The 19,753-nt window shown below is 41.3% G+C and carries 24 protein-coding genes; 14 read left to right on the top strand and 10 right to left on the bottom strand.

Annotated elements, in window-relative coordinates; translation table 11 throughout:
• Positions 1-131: 131 nt before the first annotated feature.
• The 10 genes from PING_RS18575 to PING_RS18530 form a co-directional block, all read right to left on the bottom strand.
• On the bottom strand, positions 132-542 hold the full coding sequence (locus PING_RS18575; RefSeq protein WP_011771830.1) for a flagellar export chaperone FlgN: 411 nt from the start codon (positions 540-542) through the stop codon (positions 132-134).
• Positions 535-828, bottom strand: a complete 294-nt coding sequence (gene flgM, locus PING_RS19645) for a flagellar biosynthesis anti-sigma factor FlgM (protein ID WP_198134722.1) — start codon at positions 826-828, stop codon at positions 535-537. The genes PING_RS18575 and flgM overlap by 8 nt, the downstream gene beginning before the upstream one ends.
• A 116-nt stretch (positions 829-944) precedes the next feature.
• Positions 945-3,032: a flagellar biosynthesis protein FlhA gene (locus tag PING_RS18565; RefSeq protein ID WP_011771828.1), complete on the bottom strand. Its 2,088-nt coding sequence runs from the start codon at positions 3,030-3,032 to the stop codon at positions 945-947.
• Complete coding sequence (gene flhB, locus PING_RS18560) at positions 3,032-4,156, bottom strand: flagellar biosynthesis protein FlhB (RefSeq protein ID WP_011771827.1); 1,125 nt, start codon at positions 4,154-4,156, stop codon at positions 3,032-3,034. The genes PING_RS18565 and flhB overlap by 1 nt, the downstream gene beginning before the upstream one ends.
• Entirely contained in the window at positions 4,153-4,932 is a 780-nt protein-coding gene (gene fliR, locus PING_RS18555) for a flagellar biosynthetic protein FliR (RefSeq protein ID WP_011771826.1), read from the bottom strand. The genes flhB and fliR overlap by 4 nt, the downstream gene beginning before the upstream one ends.
• A 2-nt stretch (positions 4,933-4,934) precedes the next feature.
• Positions 4,935-5,204, bottom strand: a complete 270-nt coding sequence (gene fliQ / locus PING_RS18550) for a flagellar biosynthesis protein FliQ (RefSeq protein WP_011771825.1) — start codon at positions 5,202-5,204, stop codon at positions 4,935-4,937.
• A gap of 4 nt (positions 5,205-5,208) precedes the next feature.
• Positions 5,209-5,946, bottom strand: coding sequence for a flagellar type III secretion system pore protein FliP (gene fliP, locus PING_RS18545; RefSeq protein ID WP_011771824.1), 738 nt, complete (start codon positions 5,944-5,946; stop codon positions 5,209-5,211).
• A gap of 3 nt (positions 5,947-5,949) precedes the next feature.
• Positions 5,950-6,312, bottom strand: coding sequence for a flagellar motor switch protein FliN (gene fliN / locus PING_RS18540; RefSeq protein WP_011771823.1), 363 nt, complete (start codon positions 6,310-6,312; stop codon positions 5,950-5,952).
• Complete coding sequence (locus tag PING_RS18535; protein ID WP_011771822.1) at positions 6,309-7,109, bottom strand: FliM/FliN family flagellar motor switch protein; 801 nt, start codon at positions 7,107-7,109, stop codon at positions 6,309-6,311. The genes fliN and PING_RS18535 overlap by 4 nt, the downstream gene beginning before the upstream one ends.
• A gap of 31 nt (positions 7,110-7,140) precedes the next feature.
• Positions 7,141-7,566, bottom strand: a complete 426-nt coding sequence (locus PING_RS18530) for a hypothetical protein (RefSeq protein WP_041766703.1) — start codon at positions 7,564-7,566, stop codon at positions 7,141-7,143.
• Positions 7,567-7,916: 350 nt separating this feature from the next.
• Between PING_RS18530 and PING_RS18525 the strand changes: the two genes are divergently transcribed.
• The 14 genes from PING_RS18525 to flgD all read left to right on the top strand — a co-directional run bounded on the left by PING_RS18525 (position 7,917) and on the right by flgD (position 19,720).
• Complete coding sequence (locus PING_RS18525; protein ID WP_011771820.1) at positions 7,917-8,942, top strand: flagellin N-terminal helical domain-containing protein; 1,026 nt, start codon at positions 7,917-7,919, stop codon at positions 8,940-8,942.
• Positions 8,943-9,129: 187 nt separating this feature from the next.
• Positions 9,130-10,308 carry a flagellin N-terminal helical domain-containing protein gene (locus PING_RS18520; protein WP_011771819.1) on the top strand — a complete coding sequence of 393 codons (1,179 nt, stop codon included), beginning with the start codon at positions 9,130-9,132 and terminating at the stop codon, positions 10,306-10,308.
• 340 nt (positions 10,309-10,648) lie between these two features.
• On the top strand, positions 10,649-11,686 hold the full coding sequence (locus PING_RS18515; RefSeq protein WP_011771818.1) for a flagellin N-terminal helical domain-containing protein: 1,038 nt from the start codon (positions 10,649-10,651) through the stop codon (positions 11,684-11,686).
• A 215-nt stretch (positions 11,687-11,901) separates the two neighbouring features.
• Entirely contained in the window at positions 11,902-13,245 is a 1,344-nt protein-coding gene (gene fliD, locus PING_RS18510; protein WP_011771817.1) for a flagellar filament capping protein FliD, read from the top strand.
• 9 nt (positions 13,246-13,254) lie between these two features.
• Positions 13,255-13,635 carry a flagellar export chaperone FliS gene (fliS, locus tag PING_RS18505; RefSeq protein WP_011771816.1) on the top strand — a complete coding sequence of 127 codons (381 nt, stop codon included), beginning with the start codon at positions 13,255-13,257 and terminating at the stop codon, positions 13,633-13,635.
• Complete coding sequence (locus PING_RS18500) at positions 13,628-13,960, top strand: hypothetical protein (protein WP_011771815.1); 333 nt, start codon at positions 13,628-13,630, stop codon at positions 13,958-13,960. The genes fliS and PING_RS18500 overlap by 8 nt, the downstream gene beginning before the upstream one ends.
• Positions 13,961-13,968: 8 nt before the next feature.
• Positions 13,969-14,973, top strand: a complete 1,005-nt coding sequence (locus PING_RS19640) for a flagellar hook-length control protein FliK (protein WP_011771814.1) — start codon at positions 13,969-13,971, stop codon at positions 14,971-14,973.
• A gap of 18 nt (positions 14,974-14,991) precedes the next feature.
• Positions 14,992-15,438: a flagellar basal body-associated FliL family protein gene (locus PING_RS18490; protein ID WP_011771813.1), complete on the top strand. Its 447-nt coding sequence runs from the start codon at positions 14,992-14,994 to the stop codon at positions 15,436-15,438.
• A gap of 10 nt (positions 15,439-15,448) precedes the next feature.
• Positions 15,449-16,180: a sigma-70 family RNA polymerase sigma factor gene (locus PING_RS18485; RefSeq protein ID WP_011771812.1), complete on the top strand. Its 732-nt coding sequence runs from the start codon at positions 15,449-15,451 to the stop codon at positions 16,178-16,180.
• Complete coding sequence (gene motA / locus PING_RS18480) at positions 16,177-17,040, top strand: flagellar motor stator protein MotA (RefSeq protein ID WP_011771811.1); 864 nt, start codon at positions 16,177-16,179, stop codon at positions 17,038-17,040. Before PING_RS18485 ends, motA begins: the two co-directional genes overlap by 4 nt.
• A 92-nt stretch (positions 17,041-17,132) precedes the next feature.
• Positions 17,133-18,053, top strand: coding sequence for an OmpA family protein (locus tag PING_RS18475; protein WP_011771810.1), 921 nt, complete (start codon positions 17,133-17,135; stop codon positions 18,051-18,053).
• A gap of 188 nt (positions 18,054-18,241) precedes the next feature.
• Positions 18,242-18,595 carry a flagellar basal body rod protein FlgB gene (gene flgB / locus PING_RS18470; RefSeq protein ID WP_011771809.1) on the top strand — a complete coding sequence of 118 codons (354 nt, stop codon included), beginning with the start codon at positions 18,242-18,244 and terminating at the stop codon, positions 18,593-18,595.
• Positions 18,596-18,597: 2 nt separating this feature from the next.
• Entirely contained in the window at positions 18,598-19,026 is a 429-nt protein-coding gene (gene flgC, locus PING_RS18465) for a flagellar basal body rod protein FlgC (RefSeq protein WP_011771808.1), read from the top strand.
• A 1-nt stretch (position 19,027) separates the two neighbouring features.
• Positions 19,028-19,720 (top strand): flagellar hook assembly protein FlgD, encoded by a 693-nt coding sequence (gene flgD, locus PING_RS18460; RefSeq protein WP_011771807.1) that lies wholly within the window; start codon positions 19,028-19,030, stop codon positions 19,718-19,720.
• The last annotated feature ends 33 nt before the right edge of the window (positions 19,721-19,753 follow it).

Raw genomic sequence — 19,753 nt, 5'->3', positions numbered from 1 at the left:
TCCTTTCTGAGTACCACAGAATATACTCATCAATATCTAACCTAGTAAGTTAACTGGAAGGTGGATCTGGCAGTGTGCTGATTGCCATAAATACACCATCATCTCGCAAGGTTGCAGTATTTAATCAGTATTTAAATTTTAATGTTTATTGATTGTTTTGAGAGTTGGGAGATCAGTTCATGCTGTCCGGCAAACAGCTGACCATTATTGTTATTTTTTTGTTCGCATTTTCGTAATATATTAAACAGTTTTTCCAATTCAGCTGATAACTGGGTATTTATTTTGGGGGGGAGAGAGGCAACAAATTTATCTATCTTTTGTGAAAATCCAAATGCGTTAACTATTTTCAAGCGCTTTAAATGGTTTTTTCTTAAGGCATCGATAGAAGCAATGATTTTATCATTGGTACAACTTAAACTCTCACCGTCCATTTTAAGACAGCTGTCTCTGACTGATTCGAGCAAATCAGTTAATGCGCAGGCAACCTGAAAATCACTGACAATAGTACGGTGAAAAATTGTCAGCATTTCTTTTTTAGTCATTGCTTGTATTATCCAACAGGTGTTCATTCATAATAGCCCGGGCAAGGCTGTTCAAATCTATTTTCAACTCGCCGTTAGCGATCGCGAGCTGTACTTGTTTTACTTTCTCCCTATCAATATCGGGTATTTCATTGATGGTTTTTGTCGCAGTCGCTATCGTTGCGGTATCACCTACGCGAACATCATTAAACGGTGCTGACGGTGACAGTTTTTTAGGTGTCACTTTATTCTTATTTTCTTCTGAAATTGCGCTTAAATTTGCGGTTGCCACTTTATTTATTTTCATATCGCCAATATCCATGTTTACCTTCTTTTTATATAAACGAAGAAATTTTTCATTTCATTTTTTTTTATGTAGCAATATAGCGTTTTTTTTATAATTTAAGCAAATTAGTCTGTCTTTTAATCTAAATTGCCAATGGCGTTAATTTGATAATCATCGGCAATCTCATTAAATGATAAAACAATTAAATCGCGTGAAAATGCGCGGGAAAATTTACTCATCATAGGTCTTACCGTTGGTGATACCAATAAAATAGGTACCAGTCCCTGCTGCATCATTTGCTGAGTGATATTAGGTAAATTTTGCTGTAGTTGGGCTAACAAATTAGGATCGATAGGGACTTCATCCAAACTGGTCTGTGGATTTTGCGTCTGAACCTGAGCGATTGCGTTACGCAGAATATTATCTAATTCACTGCTTAAGACAAACAGGTCAAGGGTTTTACTGTCCGGACTGATTAGACTTAAGATGGTGCGTTTCAACGCTGCGCGAACATCCGATGAAATAAGAATCGGGTCTTTGGTTTTATTGATGCTATCAAGAATAGTATTGGCAATGACCTTTTTATTTTTAACCGGGACTTGATCAATAAGCAGATTTTTAATGATTTGTAACTGTAACCCCGGTGTGACGGCAGCACTCAATGATTCGGACAGTTGCGGGTGAATCAGTCCAAGTTTATCGTTCATTGCTTTTATATCGTCATAGTTAAAAATACTGGCCAGATTCGCGCTTAATACCTTGTTGATATGCGTAGCAATTACGTCGGCTAAACTAATCACCTGATAACCGTAATTAATCGCAAGTGACTTATTCTCCGGCGTGATCCACAGTGCGGGCATCAAATAAGCGGGATCTTGTCCGATAATGCCATCTATTGAACCAAAACTGTCATCGGATGAAACTGCCATTAAATAGCCCGTTTTGACAGTGCCTCTTTCCATCTCTTCACCATCAATAAAAATAACATATTCGTCAGGTTTGAGGGATAAATTATCGCGAATGGTGACCTCAGGTATTAAAAATCCGACTTCCTCAGATAGAGATTTTCGTGTTCCTTTAATGCTTTTAAGCAGTGGTGCACCATTTTCAATGTTCAGCAGCGAAACCAGTTTAAAGCCGAGTGTCAGGGTAATCGGCTCAATATCTGTTACTACCTGCCAATCAAGTACCTCCTCCGAAGGGCTTTGCAACGGGTTGACCGACTGATTCACCTCTTCTAATTGAGACTCCTCCTGAATTTTGCTTTGCTGCCAGCCGACAAAACCCAAAAGAGCAGCAAATATTAAGAAGGGTAAATGCGGCATATTCGGCACCAGGCCGATAATCGTCATGACCCCTGCACTGGCATAAAGAACACTGGGTGTAGACAGGATTTGTTTTTTAATGGTCTGTGAAATATCGCTGTCGGAATTACTGACCCGGGTAACAATCACCGCTGCCGAGGTGGCTAATAACAGAGAAGGTATCTGCGCAACAATACCGTCACCTATGGTCAGCAAAGCAAATGTTTGAAAGGATTCTGCAGCGCTCATATCATGGGAGAAAATACCAATCAGCACGCCGCCGATTAAATTGATAAAAAGAATCAGCAGGCCAGCGATGGCGTCGCCTCGGACAAATTTACTTGCGCCATCCATTGAGCCATAAAATTCCGCCTCATCACCGGTTTCCTGACGGCGTGTTTTGGCTTGTTCCTGATTGATCAATCCTGCATTTAAGTCAGCATCAATCGCCATCTGTTTACCCGGTAGAGCATCTAGAGTAAAACGTGCGGATACTTCCGAAATACGCTCGCCACCCTTGGTAATAACCACAAAGTTAATAATCATTAAAATAATGAAAACCACCATACCGACCACATAGTTACCACCGATCACGACATCACCAAAAGCCTGGATAACATCACCTGCGGCATTGCCTCCCTTATGACCCTCAATTAATACGATACGTGTTGAGGCAACATTCAGGGTTAAGCGCATCAGTGTTGCGATTAATAACAGGGTTGGAAAAACAGAAAAATCCAATACTCTTTTGGTAGTGGTACTGACCAGTAATACGATAATCGCCAGAACAATATTCAGAGTGAAAAATATATCCAGTAAAAAAGGCGGTAAAGGCAGCATCACCATTGCCAATATCATCAACAGAGTGGCTGGAATCGCTAGGCTTAATTTAATGTTTTTAAACTTTTTTAACAGTTCCATTAAAATTGGAATCCTTTTGGCATAACAAAGTTAGGTAAATGAGCCGGTTTATCGATTTCATTTTTCTTAAAACGCCGCAGTTGCATAACATAGGACAGTACGTGTGCGATGGCGACAAACAATTGGTTGGGGATCATTTGTTCTAATTGGGTGGTGTGATAGATGGCGCGGGCAAGTGCCGGAGAGATAACCACTTCAACATTATTATCCAGAGCAATCCGCTGTATAAACAAGGCCGTTTGATCATTTCCTTTGGCCACCAAAAAGGGTGCCTCTGCTCTTTTGGGATCATACTTAATAGCAACCGCATAGTGGGTTGGATTCATAATAATAACATCGGCATCGGGCACTGTTTTTGTGATCGCGCGCTGTGACATTTGCTGCTGTATCTGGCGAATGCGTTGTTTAACTTCCGGCCGGCCCTCAGCCTGTTTATGCTCCTCTTTAAGCTCTTGTTTTGACATCTTCATCTGCTTATTAAATTCATAGAGCTGATAGGGCAGATCAATTAAACCGTAGAGCAATAAAATGGCGATAATATATAAAGAGTAAGTGGCTAATTTCGTGAGTACGGCAATAGAAGAAGCTTCTATCGGCAAGCGCTGTAAAGACAGCATGTAGAGCAGATTGTTGCTTAAAAAAGAATACAGAAGATAGACGATAACCGCCACTTTGAGAATTGATTTTATTAATTCTACAAGGGTCTTTAAAGACCACATGCGCTTGATACCTTTCAGAAAACTTAATTTATCTAATTTGGGCTGAATCGTTTTAAAGCTGAATACCCATCCGCCCAGTACTAAACTGCCGATCAGCGTTGACAGAACAACCACGAATATAAAAGGGAAAAAGATCTCGATCAGTGTAAAGAGAGATTTGTTCAGGCGTATTAGCATCTGGTCATTGTCCTGCAGCGTTGCCACAGAGAAAGAGAAATTAAGCTTAAAAAGGTTTAGCGCGGCCTCGGCAATGCGCTCAAAACTGAGATAAAAATACAAACAGAATCCAAGCAGCATACAGGCAGATGCAAATTCTTTAGCCCGTGCAATTTGTCCTTCGCCTTTGGATTTTTTAAGTTTCTGTGCTGAGGCCTGTTCGGTTTTATCCTGCGCATTATCACTCACTGGATACCTCCTATCATGTAGCTGCGCGCAAACTTTATCGCCTGCATTAAAATTTCAAAGTAAATACTGCCTATTCCGCTAAAGGAGATCAGCAGTGCAAATAAGCCTAAGAGCATGGTCATCGGGAAACCCAGTGCAAAAACATTTAAACTTGGCGCCGCCTTATTCATAAAACCAAAAGAAGCATTAGCAATCAGCATTGCCGCAATCGCCGGAATAGCAATCGCAAAAGCCGAAGCAAACATCCAAACCATCATGCTAATAATTAACGCTAAACTGCCCAGAGAAAATCCTTGTTTGATAGGCCAGATGGTGAAGCTTTCAACCATTAAAGCCAATATAGCAAGGTGGCCGTCAAAGGCTAAAAACAGCAGAGTGCATGCGAATAAAAATAATCGTCCAATTATTGCCACACTAACCCCATTGGCAGGATCATTCATGACCGCCATCGCAAGACCCATTTGCACCGAAATAGTCTGTCCGATAGTAGTGAAAATGGTAAAAAAAATTTGGAAAAGAAACCCGAAAAACAGCCCCCACAATAATTGTGTGACGCTTAATATTATTGCCTGCAGAGAAAAAGGGTCAATAGCCGGCTGCGGAGCAATCAGTGGAGCAACCAGCATCGCCATCACAACAGCCAGAGATAAACGCACCTTCATTGGCACACTGCCATCACCAAAAATGGGGGCGAACATAAAGACCCCGGAAATCCGCATAAAGGGCCACCAAAACAGCCCTAACCATTGGGTTATTTCAGCAAATGAAATGCTCATGTTCAGCCAATGATGTGCGGGATATTAAGAAACAAGTACCGAAATAAATCGCTTATTTCAGTAATCATCCAATTGCCCACAAAGATAATAGTTAATAGGGTAGTTAACAGCCGAGGCAGAAAACTTAATGTCTGTTCATTCACTTGTGTGGCTGCCTGAAAGACCGCCACGATAAGCCCGACTACTAAACTTGGTAATACCAGTACGGCAACAAACTTAATGATTAGCCAAATACTTTGCGAAAGAAGGGAGACAACAAATTCCGGACTCATAGGTTCATCCGAATGACGTACTTAAGCTGCCGACCAGCATGGTCCAGCCATCAACCAGCACAAAGGCGAGTAACTTAAAGGGCAGAGATACAATTAAAGGAGACAGCATCATCATACCCATTGACATCAATACGCTGGCGACCACCAAATCAATGATCAGAAAAGGCATAAACAACATAAAACCTATTTGGAAAGCCGTTTTCAGTTCACTTATCACAAAGGCCGGCAAAATAATGGCAAACGAAATATCTTCAGGTTTAACGTTCTCATCTTCACCGGCAATATTCATCATCTGCTCCAATGAACTGCTGTGCGTTTGCCTAAGCATAAACTCCCTTACCGGTTTCTCAGCAATACTGGCAGCCGTTAACAGGCTTATGTCCCCGGCATCATAGGGCACAAAAGCATTATCATATACATCAGTCCAAACCGGTTTCATAATTAAAATAGACAAGGCTAATGCTATTCCTAATAACACTTGGTTAGGGGGGGATTGCTGTAATCCGAGTGCCTGGCGGAGAATGGCCAGGACAATAATGATGCGGGTAAAACAGGTACACATTAAAATAAAAGCAGGAATAAAACTGAGCGCAGTCATTAAAATAAGGATTTGCAGCTTGACGCTATAGTCCTGCCCGGTTGGGGTATCGGTTATCGATAAAACCGATAATCCTTCACTGGCGAAAGAATTGAAGGGTGATAACAGTGCGAGCACCACCAGTACATTTAACAAAGCGCGCATCAATCAGTCAATATCTTTATTGACAATATCAGTGATTTTCACACCGTAATGTCCGTTGGCAACCACCACTTCACCGTAAGCAAATAACTTACCATTTACTTTTATATCTAACGCTTTTCCATTTTCTTTAGTGAGCATGAGTACCGAGTCATTTTTAATTTCTAATAATTCCTTCAGAGTCACTGTTTTGGCACCGACTTCGACCGTTACATGTACCGGAATATCATTAAGAAAACTCAGCGATTTTGCCTTTTTGGCTGAAGAGGAGGGGGGCGCATCACTAATATCATTAACATCATTAATCAGATCAAAATCCATATCATCTAAATCAAATTCATTATCTAAATCATTATCTAAGGGGTTCATTGGTCATTCTCTTGTTGATCATTGACGGTAAAGAGTAAGCGCTCATTTTGAGTGGAAATTTTTCCCCTAAAAACAGTGGTATCGCCAATTGAAAAAAAAGCGTGGTCATGCATCTCCATCGAAATAACATCGCCGATATTTAAAGATGAAATATCGCCTAATTTAAGGGTGCGGCTCATCATGGTGACATAACCCTCAACCTCTACACTCAGTAATGATTTTTCAATGGATGCTTTATCGATTAAAGGATGGGGGAGGTAACTTTTTACTAAGGTTTGTTCAATATTCTGATTTAAAATGACCTTAAAAGGAATCTTCTGATCTGTCGTGATTAAGGTAAATTGAAGCACAATCGACTGAGGCGCTAATTTTTTGGTAGCAACTATTTTACTTTTCTTATCACTGTGCAGCAGCTGAGACTGCTCAGCGACATGCTTTGCCAGCCGGTCAAATAAACGTAATGCGGTATTATTAACCCCATTACTGGCACCGGCTGGTTCATTAAAATAAAGATCTGTCAGTTGGTTCAGCGCGTCCTCGCAGATGGCCAGTGTTAATGTGCTCGTGGTGCTGATATCAACTGAAGTGTAAACAGTACCCGGTTGCTCGCCAACCAACTGCTGCACTAAGGCTTCAATTTCGGTCTCAATGGCAGTATTAAACAGGGTGCTTAAGGTGTTGTTTAAATTAACCTGCATTTTCCTGGCTAATTTAGCAACAGTGGGAAGCAATCTGCGATGTGCTAAACCCAGACTTTCAGTGGCTACTATTTGGTATTCTTTGAACAATTGTCCCATGCAATATACCTGATGAGGAGGTTATTATTTTCTAAGTGAAAATTGATTTTTTACGGGTAATAGAAATAAGATCGGCTAATCTGGATTGATCTCTTTCTGCTTTTTTTTTCCGTAATGCCTGTTGTTTTTGGTCTATGAACAGCTCAACTAATTTACTTCTTGCTGCCTGTCTGCTCAGGTGAAACTCTCTTCTGCTTAACTCGTTATTATGGTTTATATATTCTTTCTGCAAATTACTAGAAACATGGCTGATCAGATTTTTGTAATCATTATTATTTTGACTGATGATTTTGTGTAACTGGTCGTTATTGGCCGGTGTATTTAAAATACTATTGATGCTCTCAATGGACGAATTTATCTGCTCAACAGACTGTCTGGCACTTGCTACGCTGCTTAATAAGGAATGCTCTTTATGCTTTTCTATTACTTTGATAGTTTGATAAATATCGTTTTTCACTAGATTTCTCCCGGACACTTAACACCTTGCTGAATAATGGATGCTTTTTTATTATCTTGAGGCTCTGATAAATACTGCTGTTCATTAAGACATCTCGCCGGACGATGCACATAATCTCAGATTATAAAGTGAATAAATTAATATGACAGCAGAATGTTTTTTTTTATGTGTTTACCGAGTATTGATGCCTCCTTTAGAGCCGTGAATTTTAATCAGTGTCTAAGATTATTTGACAGCAGAAAACCAAAAAATGCGATTTTTTATTAATAAACTGAATTAAACCTTTTTTTTTACTCGTAACTACTGTTAGTTCGAAATAATATTTTATTGCAAATAAAAGGAGTTCAAGAATGTCTTTATCAATTCAAACTAACTATGCCAACTTGGTTGGTCAAAATACTCTTAACAAAACCAATGCGGATTTTAATACCTCATTAGAGCGTTTATCTACAGGTTATCGTATTAACTCAGCGTCCGATGATGCAGCGGGTCTGCAGATATCCAACCGTTTAGAAGCCCAAGGTCGTGGGATGGGCGTGGCAATGCGTAATGCCGGTGATGCCACTTCGCAAATGCAGACGGCGGAAGGCGCGATGGAAGAAATGACCAATATTGCTTACCGTATGAGCGATCTGGCAACACAATCTGCCAATGGTACCGCCTCTGATGATGATCGAACGGCGATGGAAGCTGAGTTCACATCCTTAGCAGCCGAACTTGGCAGTTTGATGGAAAATACCAATATGGGCGGCCAAAAACTGCTTGATAAAACCGACGGCGTTTTTGCGACGGGAGCTATTAATTATCAGGTGGGCAATACCTCAGCAGAAAAATTATCCGTGGATATTTCAACCGAGCTGACAACGGTAACGACATCGATTACAGCATTATCCGAGGGCGCTGCTTTTGCTGCCGCTTACAATACTGCCTACCAAACAGCTTATGATACAGAAATGGCTGGAGCTGGTGTTGTTGCCACTGCAAAGGCAAATGGTGTAGCTGCGGGTAATACTGCTGGTGCAGCCGATGCAGACGCTGGTGCTTATGCCACTATGGCGGCGGTGGAAACTAAAGGTTTAACATTAACGTCTCAAAAGGGCGCAACGAATGCAATCGATACACTCTCCGGGTTTATCAATGACATAGGAGCCACCCGTTCTCAACTGGGTGCAAATATTAACCGCCTGGATCATACGATGGCGAATCTGGCGAGCATGTCGGAAAATACCGCGGCGGCAAAGTCCCGTATTATGGATACCGATATGGCGGCGGAATCATCGGCGATGAGCAAAAACCAAATGTTAATGCAGGCCGGTGCGCAGGTGCTTTCATCGACTAAAATGGTGCCGCAGTTAGCCATGTCATTAATGGGTTAATCAACGGCCGGTTAAAAAACTGCGCCTTAACCAGTGCCCTGTTTTTTTGCTGTTTCTCGGTATATTAATTCGCATATTAGTAAAAAAGTGCGAATTTATATTAATAAACTGAATTAAAATTGTTTTTTTAGCCGTAGCTACTGTCAGGTCAAAACAATATTTTATTGTAAATAAAAGGGATTAAACAATGGCATTATCAATTCAAACCAACTATGCCAACCTGGTTGGTCAAAATACCCTCAATAAAACCAACGCGGATTTTAATACCTCATTAGAGCGTTTATCCACAGGTTTCCGTATTAACTCAGCGTCCGATGATGCGGCGGGTCTGCAGATATCTAACCGTTTAGAAGCGCAAGGTCGTGGTATGGGCGTGGCAATGCGTAATGCCGGTGATGCGACGTCACAAATGCAGACAGCAGAAGGCGCGATGGAAGAAATGACCAATATCGCATACCGTATGAGCGATCTGGCAACACAATCTGCCAATGGTACAGCCTCCGATGATGATCGTACTGCAATGGAAGCGGAGTTCCAATCACTCGCCTCTGAGCTTGGCAGTCTGATGGAAAACACCAATATGGGCGGCCAAAAACTGCTTGATAAAACCGATGGCGTTTTTGCAGCCGGTGCAATCAGTTATCAGGTGGGTAATACCTCGGCGGAAAAACTATCCGTGAATATTACAGCTGAGCTCGGAAAGGTGGCCTCTTTAGTTGGCGATCTTGCTGGTGCTGCGACTTTTACCGAAGCTTATGATACAAAATATGCTGAAATAAATACTGCAGCATATAGTGCCGCCGTGACAACTGCAAAAGGCGCTAATAATGCGACTGTAAGCGGTTCTAGTGGTTATTACAGCGCTTATTACAGCGCTGAGTCTATTACTGGTGCTGCAACCGCCCAGCAACAAGCTGATGCGGAAGCATATGCTGTAACGACTGCCGATGCATCACGCTCAGCCGAAGCTGTTACTGCGGGTGATACAGCGGGTGATACAGCGGCTAATTTAGGCACTAGTTTGGATACTATGATTGAGGTGGCTGCAAATCAGGAAGCCAGTGGTTTAACATTAACGTCACAAACCGGGGCAACGAATGCAATCGATACCCTTTCCGGGTTTATTACCGATATCGGTGCCACCCGCTCTCAACTGGGCGCAAATATTAACCGCTTAGATCATACTATGGCCAATCTGGCGAGCATGTCAGAAAATACCGCGGCGGCAAAGTCCCGTATTATGGATACCGATATGGCGGCGGAGTCATCTGCGATGAGCAAAAACCAAATGTTAATGCAGGCCGGTGCGCAGGTGCTTTCATCAACTAAAATGGTGCCGCAGTTAGCCATGTCATTAATGGGTTAATCAACCGCGGGTAAAAAAACGCACTTTAACCAGTGCGTTTTTTTATTTTAAATTGAGATTAAAGGCCTTTTTTACTCGTATTTTATAGCGTTCGCTTTAATCTTATTGACTTATTTCTCCTCTTACAAAATGCTTTTCATCAATCAATATATCCTTCATCAATCAACATAGCCTTATCATGTATCTTAGTGTGCTATTTTTGCTGTTTCTAAATATATTAATGCGCATATTAGTAAAAAAGTGCGAATTAAGATCAATAAACTGAATCAAAATTGTTTTTTGAGCCGTAACTACTGTCAGGTCGAAACAATATTTTATTGTAAATAAAAGGAATAAAACAATGGCATTATCAATTCAAACCAACTATGCCAACCTGGTTGGTCAAAATACCCTCAATAAAACCAACGCGGATTTTAATACCTCATTAGAGCGTTTATCCACAGGTTTCCGTATTAACTCAGCATCCGATGATGCGGCGGGTCTGCAGATATCCAACCGTTTAGAAGCCCAAGGTCGCGGGATGGGCGTGGCAATGCGTAATGCCGGTGATGCGACGTCACAAATGCAGACTGCGGAAGGCGCAATGGAAGAAATGACCAATATCGCATACCGTATGAGCGATCTAGCAACACAATCTGCCAATGGTACCGCCTCCGATGATGATCGTACGGCGATGGAAGCGGAGTTCCAATCACTCGCCTCTGAGCTTGGCAGTCTGATGGAAAACACCAATATGGGCGGTCAAAAACTGCTTGATAAAACCGACGGTGTGTTTGCAGCCGGTGCAATCAGTTATCAGGTGGGCAACACCTCGGCGGAAACACTCTCTGTGGATATTACAGCAGAGCTGGGAGAGGTGGTGACAGCCGTTGGAAAGCTTGCAGGCAGCGCCGCATATATTAAAGCTTATGATGCTGATATTGCAACTGCCGCAAGTGCTGGCTCTCCAACCGCTGGTGAAATTGCAGCTGCAGCAGCACTTGGCTTAGCTGCTGCTGAAGCTGCTGGCGCTGACGCAACAGTACTCGCTGGATTTACTGATAGGGCGACCGTTGAAACAAAACAGGAAGCAGGTGGTTTTACACTAAGCTCACAAGATACGGCAACTAAGGCAATAGATACACTCTCCGGATTTATCACCGATATAGGTGCTACCCGCTCTCAACTGGGCGCCAATATTAACCGCTTAGATCATACTATGGCCAATCTGGCAAGCATGTCTGAAAATACCGCGGCAGCAAAATCCCGTATTATGGATACCGATATGGCGGCTGAGTCATCTGCGATGAGCAAAAACCAAATGTTAATGCAGGCCGGTGCGCAGGTGCTTTCATCAACTAAAATGGTGCCGCAGTTAGCCATGTCATTAATGGGTTAATCATAACGATAACAAAAAACCACTCGCGGCGGAGAGTGGTTTTTTGTCTTAACTTATCAATAGGTGGATTAATAGCGAGCTATGACCCTGAATAGGGTTAAGATAAGCGATTAATATATTCAGGTGGCTTCAAATATAAGAGCAACTGTTTTATCTGTATTACATTGAGAAAAACGACATAGATTTAGTCATATCGATATTAAAGAGGGGTTAATATGATCGATCCGGTAAGTATGGCGACGCAACTGGCTTCCTGGGAGGTGTACCCCTTTGAGACAAGTGCCAATCTGCGATTAAAAGAGTTGAGTGGAAAACGCAGCGCATTAAGCAGTATCAATACTGAATTAAGTGCTTTTAATCGTACGCTTGAAAATCTGAGTGGTTACAATAAAACAGTTACCAAAAATTCTGCAACTTCTTCCGATGAAGATTTCTTAACGGCGAAGGCCGGTGCAAAAGCACAGGCAGGCAACTACCAACTTTTTGTTGAACAACTTGCCCAGCATCACCAATTAGCAACACAACTTCCTTCCGGCACAACTCAGGACTCCTTTGTACCGGCTTCTGGAGTGCTGACGATGAATATTAACGGTGAAAGTTTTACTGTCGATTTAGCCGTGGCAGATAAAGTAGGTAATGGCGAACTGAGTTATTTAGATTTAGTCACCGCCATTAACAATGCGCCGGATAATACCGGTGTTTCTGCCTCATTAGTCATCAGTAATGGCCAAATTCAGCTGCTGTTTAGTGGTGATAAGACGGGCGCAGAAAACAGCGTTAGTATTTCATCGAGTACTGCAGATTCGGTTTTTGATACGGCGATGAACAGTAATAACATGACTGAATTACTTAAAAGTCAGGATGCTATCGCCTGGCTTGGTGTTGAAAATAGCGGCCTTAAATTACAAAATAGCAGCAATGAGATGGAGGGTGTTTTCAGTGGTGTTGATCTTACTCTGAAAAAAGCACATCAAAGCGGCGAAGCGGGTGAGACGATCATTATTGATGCGGATAAGCAAGGGACCAAAGATGTGATGGATGCTTTGGTTAAACAATACAACAAGATTGCCAGCACGATAGATAAATACAGTGCGACCGGGAATACAGAAGGTCAATCACGCGGTGCATTGGCGTCGGATCCGACCACCCGCTCCATTAAAAACAGTCTGCGCGGTGTTTTTCAGCAGACCTTTGACGGTATCACCATGGGTGAGTTAGGTTTTGAGTTTAGTCGTGATGGCACCTTAAGCTTTGATGGTGACACCTTTGAGGCGTTTCAAAAGACCTCAACGGCGGATATTGAAGAAATATTTCGCGGGGAAGGTATGTTCCTCAGTCAACTGCAGGGCAAGCTTGATATTTATAATGATAATTCAAGCGGAACGATAAAAAACCAGATTGAGTCGATTGATATACAAAAATCGCGTGTTGATAATAAATTAGAATCTTTAGATCGTAAGTATGAAAATTTTTATGCGCGTTATTTAAAACAATATACCTCATTAAGTACGCTGCAGACTCAAATGAACAATATCAGTACTATGTTTAGCCAATATTAAGGATTTATTATGTTAATAAACAACCCGAGAAGAGCCTATAAAAAGACTCAGGTCGAAGCACAAGCTGCGGCTTCTTCATCAATAGAGCTGATTCGTATGCTGCACGTTAAGTTAATGGAAGAGATTGATAAGATGACCTTTCATCTGCAGGAAAAAAACTATGCAATGAAGGCTGCCTCAGCACAAAAATCGATGGATATCTTAATTGCCCTGGACAGTTCACTGGATTTAAGTACGGGTGATGAGCTGATTAATAATCTCCATCGTATTTATGAATTTGCGATCAGTAAAATTTATCAGGCCAGCCGTAATAACGATATTGAAGAAATTAACAAGCTCAAACCGATTATTCAGGACATTAAAGATGGCTGGGATGGATTAAGTGCGTGACAATGCGCTGCAACAGAGTTATATAAAACAAGTGAAATTGCTTACCGGCGGTTTGCAGCGTGCCACAGAGCATGAAGATTTGGATCAAATCAGTAAGTATGAAGCCGTGATTGAAAAATTATTAACCGATTTAGCGGGTAAAGAAATACCGCCGGCACTGCGTCTTGCGCTCAGTAAACTTAAGGTACAGCATGAACAGACCAGTGAAATAATCACCGAAAAATTAAATGATGTTAAAAGCGCACTCGTTAATCTTAATAAAAGCAAAAAAAGAATGGGTGCTTATAGCCAATCATCAATAACGAATATTATTGTTAAAGCATAGGGATTCTGATGGATTTAACGCTCAGGTTGGCGGCACCAGTCAATACAGCTGCAAGTGGCACTAAAAGTGAAAGTAAGCCGTTGCTAAGTGCTTTTACATTATTGGATGGGGCACAAGAAAGTTCGCTGGCAGAGGGATTTTCAGAGATAGTCGCGACTTCTGCTGATGGCGATCAAATTGAATTTACTGTACAGGAATCGTTAACAAGACTATTGAACCTTGCAAAGCAGGTCAAGATGACTCAAACCGCAAGTTCGGCTGATTTGATGCAAACGGATAACCGCTCTGCGGCGAATTTTAGTGCACCGATTGATATGATTGCTCAGGTTGAAGGGTTTACTCGGATCAATCAAAGAACTGCGCTGCCAACCTCGTCTTTATTCCGCAATGGATCGGTAGACTCTGCGCATATTCGTGATGCTATTCATTTATCTCATGCGAATTCTCTGCCTTTAAAAAATATCATTAGCAGTTCCATTGCGAGTCTTGATTCTGCACAGCAAAATATATCTGCTTTGCCTGGCATTAATGCAAGCAGTCCTGGTTTGACAGAAAAAATCATTGAATGGGCAAAGGTTGATTTGCATGCAGAGCTTGAGCGCAGCGATTCCAAGGCTGCAGCAAGCAGCCGGATTGGAGAAAAATTATTGCTTATACTGCAGGACAGAATAAATATTCAAGCCAGTAATAATATCAAAAGTGCTCAAATAAGGCTGGATCCACCTGACCTGGGACATATCAAATTAACTGTGGTGATCGAAGGCGATAAAGTCAGTGTCGCTATTACAAGTCCAAATAGTGTTGTTCGTGAAGCACTGATGCAGACCTCAGAAAGATTACGCCACGAGTTGCTAAATCAGAATTTTATTAACGTATCCGTTGATATTTCATCGGGCAGTGAGGGGCGGGCTAATAAAGAGCAAAACAGCCAAGAACAGATTTTAGGCAATCAATTTGCAAGCGTTGATGATAAGACAACAAATAGTCAAGATGAATTTATTGTTAAAGTTTAGCAGCGAGGGAAAGTAATAATGAATAAAATGATAATAGTGATTGGTCTACTTTTACTGCTTCTCGTCGCTGCGGGTGGTGGATATTATTATCAGACCCAATCGTCGTTGGTTGAAGCACATAAGGAGATAGAAGAACCAGCGAGCGAGGCGTATTTAGCCTTTGTTCTGGTCAACGATATTTATTATTCAAGCAATAACGGTAAACGTACCAAGCTGATTGCAATGGATATTGCCATTGAAGCTAAAGACGAGCTAAGCGAAACAGAGTTCAAAAAAAACATTCCTAGAATCAAAGGGGAAATATTAAAAATTCTGGCAACACCAAAGTATAAGAACATTGATGATGCTTCATTGTTAACCTTTATCAATGAGAATTTTAATAGCGATGTAAATCCAATACTCAAAAAAATCTCATCAGCTGGTGCATATTCTCAAGTGCATGTGACCAAGCTAATTATTCAGTAGGTGATAGGAGATGCTGCACTCAACTAAGCAAAAAAAATATAATCAGACGGCTGAGCTGACAGGAACAAGAAATAAGCAGGAAGAATCTTTTCTGGTGAACAAATATCTCTATCTGGTACATGCGGTGATAAAAAAAATGGGCTATATCAACTGCATTTCAGACAACGATGATATGAAGCAAGTGGGGCTGATTGCCCTATTGAAGATGATTCGCAGATTCCCTGTTATGGATGACGAAAAAGAATTTATCCGCCTCACTTATATCCGTATACGGGGCTCGATACTCGATGAGATCCGAAGCCGTGACTGGCGCTCCGAGGAAAGCCGAAAAAATGCCAGTACATTTTTGGCGCAGGAAAAAGCCCTGATGCAGTCCTTGGGTCGATTACCAAACAAGTCGGAAATGCTAGAGAATAAGGTACTCAGTGAACAACAATACGAAGAAGCCCGTTGCGCTATAAACGGCAAAGTTTTTTCCGAGCTGAGTGATCAACTGCTAAAGGACAATGCTCAGAGTGTAGACATCTGCACCGAAATTGATAATACACAATGTCTGAGTGTGGCTTTAAAACAGCTTACGGAAGAGGAAGTTTTGATTTTACATCTGATGTATGAAAAAGATATGTCGTTTAAAGAGATGGCATTAGCGACTAATAATAATTTCTCCCGAATCAATAAAATCCAGCGAGAGGCTCATCGAAAATTGACATATTTAGTTGTAAATAAAGGGGGTTTATTATGATCCGGTTAGCAGGCCTAGTTTTTATTATGTTTTGCCTATTTGGGGGTTTCATGATTGTTGGCGGGAATCTAAAGTTGTTATGGAAACCCACTGAAATTTTGATTATTTTTGGTGCCGGGTCAGGCGCGTTAATTGTAGGCTCCAGTAAAAACTGCCTGATCTTGATAACCTCTCAGCTCAAAGATGTCTTTACTGTTAATCCCTACAGCAAAGAATTCTACCGGCAGCTGTTAAGTCTCCATTATCAGCTGATGCGTGTAAAAAAAATGCCTTCCGGTGCGAAAGTGCTTGAAAGTCATGTGGAAGATTATGAAAATAGCAGTATTTTCAATCAATACCCTTTAGTCTTACGCAATGATTTGTTGGTCCATTTTATCGTTGATAATTTCAGAATGACCATTTCAAGCCTCGTTGCCGCACATGAAATCGATGCTACTTTAGAGAGTGAAATTGAGGTGATTACATCGGAGCTGCTTGAACCTGCGGTGGCGCTAAAAAAATTAGCAGATTCTTTACCCGGGCTGGGAGTCTTAGGTGCAGTAATGGGAATTATACTGACGATGCAGTCCATTGACACTGATATTGCAATGATAGGATCGAATATTGCGACCGCATTAATTGGTACCTTTTTAGGTGTTTTTGGCTGTTACTGTCTGTTTGATCCGCTTAGCTGCGCAGTGAAAAGTAACGTGATGAAATCGATTGTGCCCTTTGAAGTTGTGAAACAAATACTGGTTGCGCATGTCTCTAATCGATCTCCCCTTTTATCCATAGACTCAGGAAGACGTGCGATTGAAATAGATGAAAAACCGGCCTTTAAAATAATAGAAGAATGGGCAGATCAATTAGATAAGCCTTAGGAAAGCATAAAAATAAGCCATTAGAATAGAGGGAATTAAGATAATAGCAAAGTGGGCAGGTCAATCAGATTCGGTAAAAAAGGTAAGGGAAAATGTACGATAAAAAGCAGCAGATTATTATAATAAAAAAAGGTCGGCACCAAGCGCATGAAGAGCACTCATCGGCATGGAAGCTGGCATTTGCTGATTTAATGGTTTCTCTGATGTGCGTATTTTTGGTGCTATGGGCATTACAGATTGCAGATAAAAAAGAAAAAGAAGACATTATACATTATTTTCGCACCGGGCAGATGAGCACGCCGCAAGAGAGAATGTTCGCACAGAAAAATTCTTTAGTTTCAATACCTTTAATGTCATCTGCTAAAGATAATAATACAGATATTAATGACACGGTAAATAACGCATTAATACAGGGCGAATATAATACTCAGGAGGAACTGCAGTTCTTAATGAAACGCTTAGATGATCTTGTTGAAGAAATAGATGCCAGTAATAATATTTTGATTGAAGTTATCCCGGATGGATTACGCATTCTGTTAACCGCTAGTGAAGATCAAAAAATGTACGAGCGGGGAGGCACGCAGTTGACCCCTTTTTATGAGGATATGCTGCTTGAATTTTCTTCTGTTTTTAATGCTATTGAAAATGGTGTGGTGATAACCGGGCATACGGACTCTGCACCTTATAACGGACAGCAAGTCAGCAATTGGGAGCTCTCCTCACAACGAGCAAACAGTGCACGCCGTATTATGGAGTTAGGGGGATTAAAAAAAGCCAATATTACTCAGGTGATAGGCATGGCTAATACCAAACCAATCGATAAACAGAATGAATTAAGCAGTATTAACAGACGTGTCGAGGTAATTATCCTTACACGTCAGGCGGTTGATGATATGAATGATATTTATGGCGGCAGTGACGAACAGTATTCCAAGCTGCTGGCAAAAAAAGATAACGCTACAACATTAGCAAGCAAAAACAAACCTGTGACCCGGCTGGATTTTGCTGACTGAAACTGCTAGCTGCCTTTTACAGATAAGCTAATCTGCGCTACCTAATACGTGACACTCATCACGTTTATTGATCTAACCCGTGTGTTTTTTGCGCATTACTCGCCAAATCTGCATCACTAGCTTGCCTTTATTTTTTTATTGTTTATATATTCAATAAAATTAATTATTACTCAATAAGGAATAGCAAGTTGAGCATTCAGCTAGATAAAGCTTTGGGGATTCATACTCAACTGCTTCAGTTCCATACCCAACGTACCCAAATTCTTGCGAATAATCTGGCAAATTCTGATACTCCTAATTACAAGGCTCAAGATTTAACCTACTCAGCAACAATGAACAAAATAAATGCACGGGACACACAACTAAATTTGTCCAAAGAAATCTTTTTCAGAATACCTTTTCAGCGTTCAGAAAATGGTAATACAGTTGAGCTCGGTATAGAACAGGCCAAATTTGCTGAAAACAATCTGAATTATCAGACCAGCCTGAATTTTTTGAAGATGAAAATTTCAGGTTTAAAATCCGCGATAGAAGGAAGATAAGAATGTCGTTTCAGCAAATATTTTTAACCGCAGGCTCCGCAATGACAGCTCAGACGGTGAGGTTAAATACTATCTCAAGTAATTTGGCTAATGCAGATTCCTTCTCCGGTAATAAAGAGGATGTGTTCAAACCGTTAAAGCCCATTTTTGCGACAATTTATAATAATATGAACAACGGCTCAGCGAGTAATATTCGCTCTGCACAGGTTATGGTTGCCGATGTTATTGCAACAGACTCTCTTACCCAGCAGCGTCATGAGCCTGAAAATCCACTGGCAAACGCAGAGGGAAATGTTTTTTATTCAGGGATCGATGTCGTTAGTGAAATGGCCGATATGATGTCTGCGAGCCGCAGCTTTGAAATGAATGTTGAAGTGCTAAATAATGCCAAGTCGATGCAGCAGTCATTAATCAGCGTGTTGGATATTTAACGTGGCATTATCTGAAAGCAGTGTATTAGGTGCAGATGTCGCTATTACTCAGATGGCCTCGCAAACTAAGACGATTGACGCTAATCCCAATGATAGTAGTTCTCTGAAAAATGAATTTATTACCTTAATGGTTGCGCAAATTCAGAATCAGGATCCCTTAAATCCCGGCGATGGGACAGAGTATGTAAGCCAATTAGCACAATTTTCTCAGGTTGAAAGTGCTGAAAATATGGTTTCGTTAATGCAACGTAATTCGGTGATGATGGATAACCTGCAGGTACTGGCAACAGCTTCACTGGTTGGTCAGGAAGTGATGATCAGAAGTGATAAATTCAGTGTTGACGGAGAGCCTGCACAAAATCTTTCGGGGCAGGTGGTACTAACAAGTCCTTCATCGCAGGTCAATTTATTAATTAACGATCAATTTGGTCAGATTAAAAAAGTAGTGCTTGGCCCCCAAGCGGCAGGACAAGTTGATTTTAAATTAGATGTAGAGGCGTTAAATCTTGCCAAGGGAGCTCACAGTGTCTCGGTCGAGCTGAGCAACGGGCAGGAGTATCAGCCGCAGATATTACTGAGTGGAAAAATAGAATCAATTAATATTCCTGCTACGGGGGGGGCTTCAATGATCTCTCTTCGTGGTTTGGGCAGCGTACCATTTTACGATATCAGTCAATTTGGTGGAGCCAATTGATAAATATTTCTACCAATTAAACATTAACCATAT

This window comes from Psychromonas ingrahamii 37 (assembly GCF_000015285.1).
Lineage (GTDB): Bacteria > Pseudomonadota > Gammaproteobacteria > Enterobacterales > Psychromonadaceae > Psychromonas > Psychromonas ingrahamii.
The sequence above is the reverse complement of the archived record's forward strand: the minus strand, read 5'-3'. Positions and strand labels throughout refer to the sequence as shown.